This window comes from Lonsdalea quercina subsp. quercina, assembly GCF_000688655.1.
Classification (GTDB): Bacteria; Pseudomonadota; Gammaproteobacteria; order Enterobacterales; family Enterobacteriaceae; genus Lonsdalea; species Lonsdalea quercina.
Genome location: NZ_JIBO01000007.1, coordinates 183,552 through 198,514 on the forward strand (window position 1 = coordinate 183,552; position 14,963 = coordinate 198,514).

The window sequence follows — 14,963 nt, forward strand, 5'->3', positions numbered from 1 at the left end:
TGAGATTCAAGCCGGACCGAGCAACACGGTCACGCCATCCGGCCTGCGGTCATCAGGCGGCTTTACGTCGCAGGAAGACGAAATAACCCGCCAGTAACAGCGCAATCCACAGGCAACCGGCATACAGCGAGATACGCGTGTCCGGGAAGTAGCCGATCAGGCCGATGATAAACGCCAGGAAAACAATCCCTACTGCGGACGTTACCGCCCCGCCCGGCACCGGGAATGCCAGCGCTTTAGCCTGTTCGCGGGTGAGCTTGCGGCGGAAGGCGATTTGGGAACACAGGATCATAATCCATACCCAGACCGTCGCGAAGGTCGCCAGCGACGCAATAACCAGGAACACTTTTTCGGGCATGATGTAGTTCAGATAGACCGCCGCCAGCAGCGCCACCATCATCACCACGACCGTCACCCACGGAATGCCGCCACGGGACAGGCGCATGAAGACTTTCGGCGCATGACCTTGTTCAGCCATGCCGTGCAGCATCCGCCCTACCCCGAAGACATCGCTGTTGATCGCCGACAGCGACGCGGTGATCACGACGAAATTCAAAATACCGGCCGCTGCATTGATTCCCATGTGCTGGAAGGTCATCACGAACGGGCTGCCGCTGGTACCCACCTGATTCCACGGATAAATGGACATGATGACGAACAGCGTCCCGACATAGAACACCAGAATGCGCCAGGGAACAGAGTTGATGGCGCGCGGGATGGACTTACGCGGGTCCTGCGCTTCGCCGGCGGTAATACCGATAATTTCCACGCCGCCATAGGCGAACATCACCATTTGCAGCGACAGTATCATCCCCATCACCCCGTGACTGAAGAAGCCGCCGTTGGTCCAGAGGTTATGGATGCCGGTCGGTTCGCCGCCGTTGCCTATCCCCCAGATAATGATGCCGATACCCGCGGCAATCATCAGAATGATCGTCGCGACCTTGAAGAAGGACAGCCAGAACTCCAGCTCGCCGAACACCTTCACGTTCATCAGGTTTATCGCGCCAATGATCAGCACGACGCTCAGTACCCAGACCCAATGCGGCACCGCAGGGAACCAGACGCCCATATAGATGCCGAACGCCGTGACATCGGCAATCGCCACGATCAGCATTTCAAAGCAGTAGGTCCATCCGGTGATGTAACCGGCCATCGGACCGAGATAATCGCGAGCATAGCGAGAAAAGGAGCTGGCTTGAGGGTCGTTGACCGACATCTCTCCCAGCGCGCGCATAATGATGTACGCCGCTACGCCGCCAATGAGATAAGCCAGCAATACGCTGGGGCCTGCCATCTGAATGGCGCTGGCGGAACCATAAAACAGACCGGTTCCTATCGCCGAACCTAAGGCGATAAAACGGATATGCCGCGCGCTTAAGCCACGCTTGAGCTTGGACTCTTGTTCCATATTTAAAGCAACCCTGTTTTACAAACGAAAAAAACCACAGGCGGGAGCCTGTGGTGAAAATCCCTCTTGCCGTACTAAGTGCGCGCGGCAGCCGTCTGACGAGCGATCAATCGGTCGTAAACGGCAGCCACCAGCAACACGGCCAGAGACGGTAACAGCCAGGCCAGTCCTTGTTTACTCAACGGCAGGTAGTTCGCCCACTCTGGCAACCAGGACGCAAAGGCCGACGATTTTACGCCATCAATCACGCCGAAGACCAGACTAATCAGCATGGTGGGCGCGACGATATAGCTGCTGTTATTCCACCAGCGCAGGGTGAAGCTCAGCATCACCAGCACGATACAAGGCGGATAAATCGCGGTCAGCACCGGAATGGACAGCTGGATCAAATGGCTCAGTCCCAGATTGGATACCACCATAGAGAACAGCCCCAGAATGAAAACCAGCGTACGGTAGGAAAATGGCAAGTGCTCGGCAAAAAACTCCGCGCAGGCACAAGTCAAGCCGACCGCCGTGACCAGACAAGCGACAAAAATCAGGATCCCCAGGAACGCGCTGCCCATATTGCCGAACGTATGTTGGACATACGCATGCAGAATCTCGGCGCCATTCTGAGCTTCCGGGATCAACTGACCGCTATGCGCCCCCAAGTGGAACAGACTCAGATAAACCAGCGCAAGACCGATGCCGGCAATCAAACCAGCCATAATGGTGTAACGGGTCAGCAGCTTGGCGTCGCTGACGCCGCGTGAACGGGCCGCGTTAACGATGACGATACCGAACACCATCGCACCTAACGTGTCCATTGTGATATAGCCATTGAGGAAACCGCTAGAGAAGGGAATGGACTGATACGCTTCCGCCGGCGGGATAGACGAACCGGCGGGCCATAACAGGGCGGAAACCCCAAGGATGCCCAATGCAATGATTTTCACCGGTGCCAAAATATGACCAACGGTATCCAGCAGACGGCCGGGATAGAGGGAGATGCCGATGACAATGGCGAAGTAGACGAGGCTATAAATCAGCAGCGGCATGCCGCCGGAGCCGACTAGCGGCGCAATACCGGCTTCAAAGGAAACGGTCGTAGTACGCGGCGTTGCAAACAGCGGACCGACAGCGAGGTAACAGACCGTCGCCAACACGAGACCCGCTTTTCGGCCAATCGGCGTACTCAGAGCATCGATCCCGCCGCCCACGCGCGCCAGCGCAACGACGGTAATCACAGGCAGACCCACGGCGGTAATCAGAAAGCCTAGAGCGGCGATCCAAACGTGAGGACCCGCTTCCAGTCCGACAATGGGCGGGAAAATAATGTTGCCCGCGCCAACAAACAAGGCAAAGGTCATAAAACCTAATGCCACGATATCTCTGGTTTTTAAACGATAATTCATACGTATGTCGTGTTGCCTGTAAAACGAACTGAAAAAAGACCGGAACGAGGTCGTCGCCGGTATGGATCCGCTCTTGATTTCGGATGGTGCGCAGAAGTATAGGAATGGTTGTTTTCCACACAGCGTTTGTGGTGGCTAAGTAAACCGTTTATAGCGAAAAAATACAAGGCGCGATCATAAAAGCAGAATATCGAACTGAATTATTTATTCTACCCAGTGAATGTGATTAGTTTTTCTTTATTGGCTAACACATGATTTGTGCATTTAAGGCCCATCCAGAGCAATAATATGGCACTTTCATGCCGCTCTGCGCTAAACACAGTCATAAACAAAACTTATTGATATAAAAAACGCCGATATTCACTATCGGCGTTATAAAAACAACACGCATACGGCGTTACCATACGCGTTTAGCAATCTCCACAACCCGCTTCAGCTTCTCCCACTGCTCTGCTTCGGATAGGGTATTGCCCTCTTCGGTAGAAGCAAAACCGCACTGCGGGCTGAGGCAAAGCTGATCCAGCGCGACATATTGCGCGGCTTCGGCAATCCGTTTCTCCACGTCGGCCACCGCCTCCAGCTCGCCGGTTTTGGTGGTAATCAACCCCAGCACGACCTGCTGATGGCCCGGACGAATAAATCGCAGCGGNTCGAAGCCGCCGGCCCGTTCCGTGTCATATTCCAGGAAGAACTCATCCACGTTCACGCCGCCAAACAAGGTGCTGGCGACAGGCTCGTAGCCGCCTTCGGCGATCCAGGTGGAGCGAAAATTGCCCCGACACACATGCAGGCCAATGACTAAATCGGCCGGTTTGTTGGCCAGCGCCTGATTCAGCNCCCGCGCATACGTGCTGGCGAGGACTTCAGGATCTTCACCGCGCTCGCGGATCTGGCGTTTCTGATCTTCGGAGCAGAGATATGACCACACGGTGTCGTCCAATTGTAAATAACGGCAGCCCGCATCGTAAAAGGCCTGAATGGCGTCCTGCCAGGTCTGAGCCAGGTCGTCGAAATAAGCGTCCAACGTCGGATAAACGGCGCTGTCGATCGCGGCGCGGCCGCCCCGGAAGTGCAATACGCTGGGACTGGGGATCGTCATTTTAGCGGCGGCGTCTCCCGCAATGCTGTTCAGATAGCGAAAGTCGTCCAGCATCGGGTGGCGCGGATTGAACCCGACCTTCCCTGTGACCTTGATGCTGCGGGATTTGGTCTGAATACCGTTGAACTGGATACCGTGGTCGGCTTCATAGCCTTCAACCCCTTCCAGCCCTTCGAAGAAGTCAAAGTGCCACCATGAACGGCGAAATTCGCCGTCGGTGACCACCTGCAACCCCACCGCTTTCTGACGCTCGACGGCGTGCAGAATTTCTCGGTCTTCCACTTCGCGCAGCTGCGCCGCATCGATTTCACCCGCCAGGCATTGCTGACGCGCCTGCTTGATCGCCGCCGGGCGCAGTAGACTACCCACGACATCAGCACGGAACGGAGGTTTAGGTTGTGTCATGTTTGACTCCTGAGTCGCTGCTGGCGGTGGCTGACCGCAACAGACAGGGTTAATGAGAAACCGTGGAATATCGCACTTAAACCGGACATCCAGACGGCTATAGCGATTTCATCCTGACATGAATTGCGCCATCGGACAATAGAATAGTTTTCATTCCGCGTAACAGCGTTGCACAGAGGAGCAAAGAAGCAGGGGACGTTTAGCAGGCCATCGGACAATGATGGCCTGCCAGGTTATAACAAGGAAGGCGTCGAATGGGACTCCGGAGAAGGCGACGTCACAATCAGACGGTTGGGCAGCGTGAATAAAAAGCGGGAACCGGCTCCCAGATCGCTGAGAATTTCCAGTCGGGAGTCGTGATGGCTAAGCGCATGTTTGACGATGGCCAACCCCAGACCGCTACCGCCCGTCTGGCGCGAACGCGCCTTGTCGACGCGATAGAAACGTTCCGTTAGCCGAGGCAGATGCTCCGGCGCGATGCCCGGCCCGTTGTCGCTGACCTGGAATTGCGCCCCCTGAGACGTCCGCTGCCAGGTGACCTCGATTCGTGTCCCTTCCGGCGTGTGGTTAATGGCGTTATACACCAGATTGGAGACGGCACTGCGCAGCTGTTCTTCATTCCCGAACACGTGTAGTTGTTCGTTGACGCGAAAGACAATCTCGTGCCTGTCCTGACTTAAAGTCTGCGCCTCGCGCTGCAACACCCGCAACATCAGGGGAATGTCGACCTTCTCATCGAGATTGATGGTCGCAGCCGCTTCAATCTTGGAGAGCGTCAGCAGCTGTTTTACCAGACCATCCATCCGCCGCGTCTGCTCTTGCATGGTGTTGAGTGCCTTTGCCTGCGGCGGCCCCTCCATCGGACCGTCGTGCATCATCTCCAGATACCCTTGCAACACGGTGAGCGGCGTACGCAGCTCGTGGCTCACGTTGGCGAAAAAGTTGCGGCGAGCGCCTTCCAAATGATGCATTTGGGTGACGTCACGCACCACCATCATCGTTTGGCCTTCAGAATACGGCATTAGCCGAAATTCGACGTGGTGGCCATTGTTCAGCTGCAGCGTCAGCGGGCGATCGAACGTCTGCGACTGCATGTAGTGGGAAAATTCAGGGTAACGTAAAAGATTGAGTACATTTTGCCCGTTGTCGTCTGGCCAGCGCAGCCCCAGCAGGTGTTGAGCCAGACGGTTGCACCAGATGATCCCGCCCTCTTCCGTCGTGATGACGAGTGCGTCGGGAAGCGACTCCGCCCCGCTGCGAAAACGTTTGATCAGCACCGCCAGCTCGCGACGACGACGACGGCTGCGCAATTGCATTTGGTACAAACCGTAGAGCAACGGCTCCCAGCTGCCGCGACCGGGAGGCGGCGTCATGCTGCGGTCGACCCAGAGCCAGTGAGACAGACGCAGCTGGTTATAGTAGTTCCAGCACAGGGCGGCCAGCACCGCCGCCAGCAAGAACCACGGCAGATAACCGATTATCAGCCCCAGCAGCAGCGCGGGAAGACAGAAGAACGCCAACTCCGCCGCCAGCCTTTTCCAGGATAAACGTTCTAACACGTGAGGTTGTCTCCACAGCGTCCGGGATCAGTAGCGCGTCGAGAATCGGTAACCGGTTCCCCGGACAGTCTGCACCATTTTGTCGTGCCCGCTGGCTTCCAGCGCTTTACGCAGGCGGCGTATATGAACATCGACGGTACGATCTTCCACATAGACATTCGTGCCCCAGACATGGTTCAGCAATTGTTCTCGACTATATACCCGTTCCGGGTGAGTCATAAAGAAATGCAATAGCTTGAACTCGGTCGGCCCCATGTCCAGCGCCCGGTCCTCGGTGGTGACGCGATGCGACGAGGGGTCCAGGCTGAGACCACGCATTTCGATCACCTCTTCGACGGCCATCGGAGAAATGCGGCGCATCACCGCCTTGATACGCGCCACAAGCTCCTTGGGGGAGAACGGTTTGGTGATGTAGTCGTCCGCGCCGACTTCAAGACCTTTGACGCGGTCTTCCTCTTCGCCGCGCGCGGTCAGCATCATGACGGGAATATCGCGGGNCAACGTTTCACGCTTCATGTGTTTGATGAACTGCAAGCCGGAACCGCCTGGGAGCATCCAATCCAATAAGACCAGTTCAGGATAAGGTTCCGACAGGCGATTGATCGCACTGTCGTAATCTTCGGCTTCTACAGGCTGATAACCGTTCTGTTCCAGAACGAAACACACCATCTCACGGATAGGCGTCTCATCTTCTACTACCAAAATGCGTCTTGCCATCGTTAATCCTGCCGTTAATCGTCGCTATTGGCGTGCGGTAGGGATTATGCGTCAGTTTTATGACAGATTTATGATAAAGCGGTTCCCTCGTCATCCTCGGTTAACTGACTGCGTGGGGGCGGATATTCCCTGAGACAGCCCTAAACTGTCTGTCTATAATCGCCGATAATCGTAACACTCAGCTATCCCGACGCCGCAACAGGACGCGCCATGCAAATTATTCATACCTCCGACTGGCATCTTGGACAGTACTTCTACACTAAGAGCCGGGCCGCGGAACATCAGGCGTTTCTGCGCTGGCTGATTGAGCAGGTGGAGCAGCATCACGTCGATGCCATCATCGTGGCCGGCGACATTTTCGACAATGGCACGCCGCCGAGCTACGCCCGGGAGATGTACAACCGCTTCGTGGTCGAACTGCATAAAACCGGCTGTCAGCTGGTTATTTTAGGCGGCAATCATGATTCCGTCGCCACCCTGAACGAGTCCCGACTGTTACTTTCCTGCCTGAACACGCAGGTCATTGCAAGCTGCGAAGGCGATCTTGAACAGCAGGTCATCGTGCTGAACAACCGAGAGGGCAAGCCCGGCGCGCTGCTATGCGCTATTCCGTTCCTGCGACCACGCGACGTGCTGACCAGCCAGGCCGGGCAGTCGGGCGCCGACAAGCAGCTGGCGCTCCAGGAAGCGATCGCCAACCATTATCAGCGCAGCTATCAGCTTGCCGTGCGCCGACGCGAAGCGATGGGCCTCGCGCTACCGATCGTCGCCACCGGCCACTTGACCACGGTGGGCGTGACCACGACCGATTCCGTGCGGGATATCTACATCGGTACGTTGGATGCCTTCCCCGCTCAGGCGTTTCCGCCGGCGGACTATATCGCGCTCGGTCACATTCACCGTCCTCAGCGCATCGCGCAGACGGAACACATTCGCTACAGCGGCTCGCCTATCCCCCTCAGTTTCGACGAGTTGAACCACGAGAAATCGGTCTATCTGGTGCGTTTCGAGCAGGACAGGCTCGAAGACGTCTCGCCCCTGNCGATCCCCGCCTCTCAGCCGATGCAACTGGTTAAAGGCAGCCTGTCCGAGATCGAACGTCGCCTGGCCGGTTTTCGTGAATACGACGGTGAAAAGCCGGTTTGGCTGGACATTGAAATCGCTACTCAGGACTACCTGAGCGACATCCAGCAGCATATTCAAAACCTGACGGCCGATTTGAACGTGGAGGTGGTGCTCTTGCGCCGCGCGCGCGAACAGCATCTACAGATGCTGGTTCAACAGGAGAAAGAGACGCTGGACGAACTGCTGCCCGGTGAAGTCTTCGAGAGACGGCTGGCGCTGGAGCCGGATTTGGAGGAGCGCCAGCAGCAACGTTTGCGTACGCTGTTCAATCAGGTGCTGCAAGACGTGGAAGACGATAGCCAGGAGGCAACCGCATGAAGATTTTGAGTCTACGGCTGAAAAACCTCAACTCGTTGCAGGGTGAATGGAAAATCGACTTCACCCGCGAGCCGTTTGTCAGCAATGGTCTGTTCGCTATTACCGGCCCCACCGGCGCCGGTAAGACCACGCTGCTGGACGCCATTTGCCTGGCGCTGTACCACCAGACGCCGCGACTGAAAGTCACCCCCAGTCAGAACGAGCTGATGACCAGGCACACCGCGGAATGCCTGGCCGAAGTCGAGTTTGAAGTGAAAGGCGTCGCCTATCGCGCCTTTTGGAGCCAGCGCCGTGCGCGCAACGCGCCGGAAGGCAACCTGCAGGCGCCGAAGGTGGAGTTGGCGTACTGCGCGGACGGCAAAATCATCAGCGATAAAGTCAACGACAAGCTGTCGACCATCGCGCAGATTACCGGGCTGGACTTTGACCGTTTCACCAAATCCATGATGCTGTCCCAGGGGCAATTTGCGGCTTTTCTCAACGCCGACGCCAATGAGCGCGCCGAATTGTTGGAAGAGTTAACCGGCACCGATATCTACGGGCGGATCTCCGAGCGCGTCTTTGAGCAGCATAAAGCCGCGCAAAACGCGCTCGAACAGCTACAGGCGCAGGCCGGCGGCATTGAATGTCTGAGCAGCGAGCGGCGTGCTGAACTTGAACAACAGCTCAGCGAACTCCAGCAGCAAGAGCTGGAGAATACACGCCATCGTGACGATATCACCGCCCATCAGCGCTGGTTTGAGACGCTGCACGAACATCAGCGGGCGCTCACCTCAAGCCAAGGAAAACTGCGGTCGCTACAGTTGGACTACGTTCAGGCGAAGCCTCAATTGGAACGTCTGGAGGCCAGCATTCCTGCAGAAAAACTGCGCCCGCTCTACAATGAACGCCAACGTTATACAGAGGAAAAGACGCAACTGGCGAATCTTATCGCCAAACTCGATCGGCAAATGACGCAGCAGCAGAGCACGCTGACGCAACTGCAAACGCAGAAAGAAAATGCCGCAGCACGTCAGCAACAGCACGCCGAAGAACGCCAGCGTCAAGAAACGCTAATCAGCGAGCAGATCCAGCCACTGGACCAGCGCATCGCCACGCTGCGAGAACAACGCGACCAGCAGCAGCAGTTGCAAGACCAGCAGAAGCAACTGCAAAAAGTTCTGATCGAAAACCAGTCCGAACTGCGTCAGGAACGCGATCGCGTTCAGACGCAGCTGGCTCAAATCGCCGAATTCAGACAGCAACATAGCCTTTATCAATACTGGGGCAGCCACATTCCGTTATGGGAAGCGCAGTTTCCCCAGTTGCAGGCACTGCAACAGGAGCTGAAATCACAGCGAACCAAGGCGGACGAAGAGCAGGTTCGCGCCGATTATCTTCAGCAACAGCACGCTGCGCTGTTAGAAAAACAGCAGGCGCAACGGACAACGACGGAAGGCGCTCGGCAAAATTACGAACAGTTGCAGCAGCGCGTCCGAGAGCGTGAAGCGTCGCAACCGACCGACGACCTGCGTCAGCAGTTGAGCGATTTAGCGGCTCAACGTCAAGACCGTCAGCAGTTCGCCNCCCGCGCTACTGTTCTGCAACGTTTGCTGAGCCAACACACGCTGCTGGAATCTCAGCTACTGGACGACCACCACCGTATTCAGCAGTTAGAACGGGAACAGGAGCAGCAACGGGGAGAACATCAGCAGCGCGTCGGCCACCTGGACGATCTGGAAAAACGCCACGAACTGGAACTGCGCATCGCCAATCTTGAAAACGAGCGTACACAGCTGCAGCCCGGTAAAGAGTGCCCACTGTGCGGCTCTACGCATCATCCGGCGATCGAACGCTATCAGTCGCTGCGCCCGTCCGAAACCCAACGGCGGCTGCATTCGCTGCGGCAGGAAGTGGATGCCTTGCAGGCTAAAGTGGTGCAAACCACCACCCAATTGCATCTGTTGCAGCAGCAGCGACAGCAGCAGCATCTGAGGCTGAATCAGGTCAACGATGAAATCGCCGACCTGCGACAGGAGTGCCAAAACGTCAGTGAACGCTTGCACATCGACTTTGACCTGAATCAGCCGGAAGCACTGAGCCGCTGGCAGGAACAGTGCGACGCGCAGGAGAAAGCGTTGCAGGCGCAGCTCGCCGAGCGTGAACAAACTCGACGACAAATTCAGGATAGTAAGGATTTACTGACCTCCGCGCAGCAGTCGCTGCAACAGACTGAACAGCAGCTGGCGCTGAATGCCCAGCAACGGGAAGCGTTGACCCAGTCCCGCCAGGCATTACAGCAGGCGCAGGAAAAAACCGAGAAAGAGCTGGCCCGACTGAATGACGCCCTGAGTCATAAGCTCGCCGAGTTTACTCTCGACGCCCCCGCTGACGGCCGGCAAGAAGAGTGGCTGAATCTTCGCCGGCGCGAATGGCAGCGCTGGCAGGAGAGCGAACACGAACAGCACGTGTGCGAACCCAAACTATCGGCGCTGATCGCCGACACCGAACATACGCAACAGCGTCTGAAAGACACGGAAACGGCCCTCGCCACGCTACAGCAACAGCTGAAAGCGACGCGGCAATCGCTGGAAACGGCGCAACAGTCGCGCTGGAATTTGTTGGGCAATCAGAGCGTTAAAGAGGTACAGGCGCACCTGCGTCAACAGGCGCAGGAGGACGAGCGCGATCTTAGACTGGCACAGGATCAGTGGCAGTCAGGCCAGTCACAACTCAGCCGGATGACCGGCGAAAGACAGTCGCTGAAACAGCAGAGACAGCGCACCGAGAACATGCTGAATGAGGCGGAAAGCCGCTTTACCGACGCGTTGCGGGCTAGCCCGTTCGATGATGAGAGCGACTTTACCCGCGCGCTATTGAGCGAAGAGATCCGCGAGAAACTCATCATACTGAAAGAGCAGCTCAATCAGCGTCAGCAGCAGGCCGATGCGCTACATGCGCAGGCGGAAGAAAAACTCACTCAGCATCAGGCGGCCAGACCGGCATCGCTGCAGGAGAACCTGGTCTATGCGGACGTGCTGCAAATGCTCGCCGAACTCGACAATATGCTGAAGAACGGCGCGCAACGGCAGGGCGAGATCCGTCAACAGCTGCAAAGCGACCAGCAGTGGCAGGACAAGCAGCGCNCTTTGCTGGAAGAGGTCGCGCGGCGCCGACAACAATGCGAAGACTGGGCGCAGCTAAATCAGCTGATCGGCTCTCAGAAAGGCGATAAGTTCCGACGCTTCGCTCAGGGGCTGACGCTGGATCACCTGGTATTTTTGGCCAACCGCCAGCTGTCGCGCTTGCACGGACGCTACCTGCTGCAGCGTAAAGCCTCCGACACGCTGGAACTGCAGGTGGTCGACACCTGGCAGGCCGACGCCACGCGCGATACCCGCACGCTCTCCGGCGGCGAAAGTTTCCTGGTCAGCCTGTCGCTGGCGCTGGCGCTTTCCGATCTGGTCAGCAACAAGACCCGCATCGACTCGCTGTTCCTCGATGAAGGCTTCGGGTCGCTGGATGGCGACACGCTGGACTCAGCCTTGGACGTGCTGGACAACCTCAATGCGACGGGAAAATCCATCGGCGTCATCAGCCACGTCGAAGCGATGAAAGAGCGTATTCAGGTGCAAATTCGGGTGAGAAAACGCAACGGGTTGGGGATCAGCCAGTTGGACAGTCTCTACGCGGTCAAATAACCCCGGCGTGATACTTGCGCCAATCCGGCGGGCGACGGCAACCACCTTTTTATCTTAACGTCGCCCGCCTCAGTCGTTATCATGCGCGCTGACATTAATCCTGCGCGCGTCTTCTTTTTGCGCATCAGCCTGGAATAACAGAATGCTGTGGTTTAAAAATTTAATGATTTATCGCCTCAGCCGCGACGTCCGCTTGTCTGCGGATGAAATGGAAAAGCAGCTGGCCTCATTCTCTTTCACGCCGTGCGGCAGTCAGGACATGACCAAGAGCGGCTGGGTGTCGCCGATGGGCTCCCACAGCGATGCCCTGACGCACGAAGTTAACGGCCAAATTCTGATCTGCGCCCGCAAAGAGGAAAAGATCCTGCCGTCGCCGGTCATCAAGCAGGCGCTGGAAGCCAAAATCGACAAGCTGGAAAACGAACAGCACCGCAAACTGAAAAAAACCGAAAAAGACGCCCTCAAGGATGAAGTGCTGCACAGCTTGCTGCCGCGCGCGTTCAGCCGGTTCAGCCAGATCTGGCTGTGGATTGATACGGTCAACGGCCTGATTATGGTCGACGCCGCCAGCGCTAAAAAAGCGGAAGATACGCTGGCGCTGCTGCGCAAANCACTCGGCTCCCTGCCTGTTGTGCCGCTGACGATGGAAAGCCCCATCGAGCTGACGATGACCGAGTGGGTTCGCTCCGGCCAAACCCCGCAGGGCTTTGCCTTGATGGACGAAGCCGAGCTGAAGGCCATCTTGGAAGACGGCGGCGTGATTCGCTGCAAGAAACAGGATTTGGTCAGCGACGAAATTGCCGTACATATCGAAGCGGGCAAGCTGGTGACCAAACTGGCGCTGGACTGGCAGGAGCGAGTTCAACTGATGCTGGCCGACGATGGGTCGCTGAAACGCCTGAAATTCTCAGACGAGCTGCGGGAGCAGAATGACGATATCGACCGTGAGGATTTTGCACAGAAATTCGATGCGGATTTCATTCTGATGACGGCGGAATTGGCCGCGCTCATCGCTAACCTGATCGAAGCGCTGGGCGGCGAAGCCCCGCGTTGATCCCTCCCTGATCTCCTTCGTTAACATTCCCCCGCCTGTAGGCGGGGGAATGTCGATTACAGTTTGAAGTGACCGACCGCCGAATTNAGCTCCTCGGTTTGCGATTGCAGCGAAGCAAACGCGGCGGCAGATTCCTGAACTAACGCCGCATTCTGCTGCACCATCGAGTCCAGCTGCGCCATCGCCTTGTTGATCTCCTGAATTCCCCTCATCTGCTCTTCCGATGCATGGGTGATCTCTGACATCACCGTCGTGACCGTCGATACGCCGCCGACAATTTCATTCATGGTACTGCTGGCCTGACGCACCTGTTTAGAGCCTGCGCCCACGCTGCGCACCGTGGACTCAATCAGCGCCTTGATCTCTTTGGCTGCCTGGGCGCTGCGCTGAGCGAGCGCTCGCACCTCACCCGCAACGACGGCGAATCCCCGGCCCTGCTCGCCGGCGCGAGCGGCTTCGACTGCGGCGTTAAGCGCCAGAATATTGGTCTGGAACGCAATGCCGTCAATCACGCCGATGATGTCGCCGATTTTTCCGGAGGCCACCACGATATCGTCCATGGTCACAATCACATCCGAGACCACTTTGCCGCCGCTGCGGGCATCTTTCGCCAGTATCAGTGAGCGCTCATTGACATGCTGGGCCGACCCCGCCGACTGAGTGACCGTCGCCGAAATCTGTTCCAGCGCCGACGCCGTTTGCTGCAAGCTCGCCGCAGAGGCTTCGGNACGAGAGGACAAGTCGTTATTGCCCGCGGCAATCTCGTTGGCCGCCATTTGCAGCGAGGCGCTCACATCGCGGATTTGCAACATAATCATGCTGAGTTTATCGACGAAGCGGTTAAACGAACGTGCGATCTGCGCCACTTCATCATGGCCTTCATCCGGCAACCGTTGGGTCAGGTCATTGGTTCCGTTGCTGATGTCGTCCATCGCATCGCGCACCTGTAGCAGACGTCTCAGCGACGAATTCACCATCACGCTGACAATCAGCGAGCCGAGTAGCGCAATGACCACCAACGTAATCACCGACGTCAGAAGCAGCGAATGCATCCCCGCCGTCGCCTGCGCCTTGTCGAGCGCGACGAGCACATACCAGTCCGTCCCCGCGACAGGTCTGGCAAGCACCAGTTTGTCGACGCCGGAGAGCTTTACCTCGACGGGAGTTTTAGCGGACAAAATGCGATCTAAGGCCACCTCTGGCGCGATCTCCTTCAGCGGTTTCATCGTCAGTTCAGGGTTGGGATGGGCGATGATGGTGCCATCGGCCTGAATGAGCAGGCCGTAACTCTCGGTGGTGGGATGAATGGCATTGACGTTGGCGATCACATTTTTCATCGCCATATCACTGCCGACAACGCCTATCAGGGTACCGTTATCAATAACCGGCGCGACAAACGACACCACGATGGTATTGGTAACCATATCCACATAAGGTGCGGTCACCAGCGGCTCGCCCTCTTTTACCGCCTGCTGATACCACGGCCGTACCGTCGGGTTATAGTCTGCGGGAATGCCGCCGGTCTCGACGAACTTGGCCGTCCCGTTAGCGTAGCCCATATACACGTTGATAAAGTCGCCCGACCGGGTTATCTGCCGGAATATCGGCACAGGGTCGTCGCTGCCAGCGGCGACGTCATACAACGAAGCCATCATCTGTTTTTTCGATGCCACCCAATCGCCAATAGCCAGGCTGTGGCTTTCCGTCACGGCAGACAGCATATTATCGATGGATTTATCGTTATATTTCCCTGCCACTTGGTAATTCAGGAAGGTATTAATGATCAGAGATAAAACGATAATTGCGGTACATACAGCCAAAATACGAGCGCGTGTAGTTTTGAGCATAGTAGTCAACCATTTGTAATAACGTTTTGAATATCCAATGTAATTTCCTCAATTGAATACCAGAGGATTTCTTTTCTTTATATACTTGGCCAGCGTCCTGTTTTTCCTCCTGATACACCCCATTTCCTCCCCGCGCGGNCGCGCCCCTTCAGCAAAATACAACGGAAGGGAATTTATTCACAGCGTTATATCCTTTTTTTAATATAAGAAAATAGCATCAAGATCGATAAATCAGGCTCGCATGAACCCCTTTAATAAAAAATAAGACCCAGGTTCCCATAGGGGATTTTTATATTTAACCAAAGCGAGTAAAGTTTTTATTTTGACTGCCGATAATGCGCCGAGAAAAATATC

General features: G+C 56.5%; 9 protein-coding genes. 3 read left to right on the forward strand and 6 right to left on the reverse strand.

Annotated elements, in window-relative coordinates:
* Positions 1-52 precede the first annotated feature (52 nt).
* The 5 genes from proY to phoB all read right to left on the reverse strand — a co-directional run bounded on the left by proY (position 53) and on the right by phoB (position 6,585).
* Positions 53-1,411 (reverse strand): proline-specific permease ProY, encoded by a 1,359-nt coding sequence (gene proY / locus RZ35_RS08345; protein ID WP_026742892.1) that lies wholly within the window; start codon positions 1,409-1,411, stop codon positions 53-55.
* A gap of 74 nt (positions 1,412-1,485) precedes the next feature.
* Positions 1,486-2,805 carry a branched-chain amino acid transport system II carrier protein gene (gene brnQ / locus RZ35_RS08350; protein WP_026742893.1) on the reverse strand — a complete coding sequence of 440 codons (1,320 nt, stop codon included), beginning with the start codon at positions 2,803-2,805 and terminating at the stop codon, positions 1,486-1,488.
* 397 nt (positions 2,806-3,202) lie between these two features.
* Entirely contained in the window at positions 3,203-4,309 is a 1,107-nt protein-coding gene (locus RZ35_RS08355; protein WP_026742894.1) for a cobalamin-independent methionine synthase II family protein, read from the reverse strand.
* 233 nt (positions 4,310-4,542) lie between these two features.
* Complete coding sequence (gene phoR, locus RZ35_RS08360) at positions 4,543-5,868, reverse strand: phosphate regulon sensor histidine kinase PhoR (protein WP_026742895.1); 1,326 nt, start codon at positions 5,866-5,868, stop codon at positions 4,543-4,545.
* 27 nt (positions 5,869-5,895) lie between these two features.
* Positions 5,896-6,585 (reverse strand): phosphate response regulator transcription factor PhoB, encoded by a 690-nt coding sequence (gene phoB, locus RZ35_RS08365; RefSeq protein ID WP_026742896.1) that lies wholly within the window; start codon positions 6,583-6,585, stop codon positions 5,896-5,898.
* A 210-nt stretch (positions 6,586-6,795) separates the two neighbouring features.
* On the opposite strand from phoB, the gene sbcD reads away from it, so the two are divergent.
* The 3 genes from sbcD (at position 6,796) to rdgC (ending at position 12,762) form a co-directional block, all read left to right on the forward strand.
* Positions 6,796-8,028: an exonuclease subunit SbcD gene (gene sbcD, locus RZ35_RS08370; RefSeq protein WP_026742897.1), complete on the forward strand. Its 1,233-nt coding sequence runs from the start codon at positions 6,796-6,798 to the stop codon at positions 8,026-8,028.
* Positions 8,025-11,708 carry an AAA family ATPase gene (locus RZ35_RS08375; protein ID WP_026742898.1) on the forward strand — a complete coding sequence of 1,228 codons (3,684 nt, stop codon included), beginning with the start codon at positions 8,025-8,027 and terminating at the stop codon, positions 11,706-11,708. Before sbcD ends, RZ35_RS08375 begins: the two co-directional genes overlap by 4 nt.
* 142 nt (positions 11,709-11,850) lie before the next feature.
* Positions 11,851-12,762 (forward strand): recombination-associated protein RdgC, encoded by a 912-nt coding sequence (rdgC, locus tag RZ35_RS08380; protein ID WP_026742899.1) that lies wholly within the window; start codon positions 11,851-11,853, stop codon positions 12,760-12,762.
* 56 nt (positions 12,763-12,818) lie between these two features.
* Here rdgC and RZ35_RS08385 read toward each other — a convergent pair whose 3' ends face one another.
* Positions 12,819-14,609 (reverse strand): methyl-accepting chemotaxis protein, encoded by a 1,791-nt coding sequence (locus RZ35_RS08385; protein WP_026742900.1) that lies wholly within the window; start codon positions 14,607-14,609, stop codon positions 12,819-12,821.
* Positions 14,610-14,963: the final 354 nt, after the last annotated feature.

Bases quoted from the DNA above. Each gene is read 5' to 3' on its own strand.
- proY (WP_026742892.1), bottom strand. From the start codon at position 1,411: ATGGAACAAGAGTCCAAGCTCAAGCGTGGCTTAAGCGCGCGGCATATC.
- brnQ (WP_026742893.1), bottom strand. From the start codon at position 2,805: ATGAATTATCGTTTAAAAACCAGAGATATCGTGGCATTAGGTTTTATG.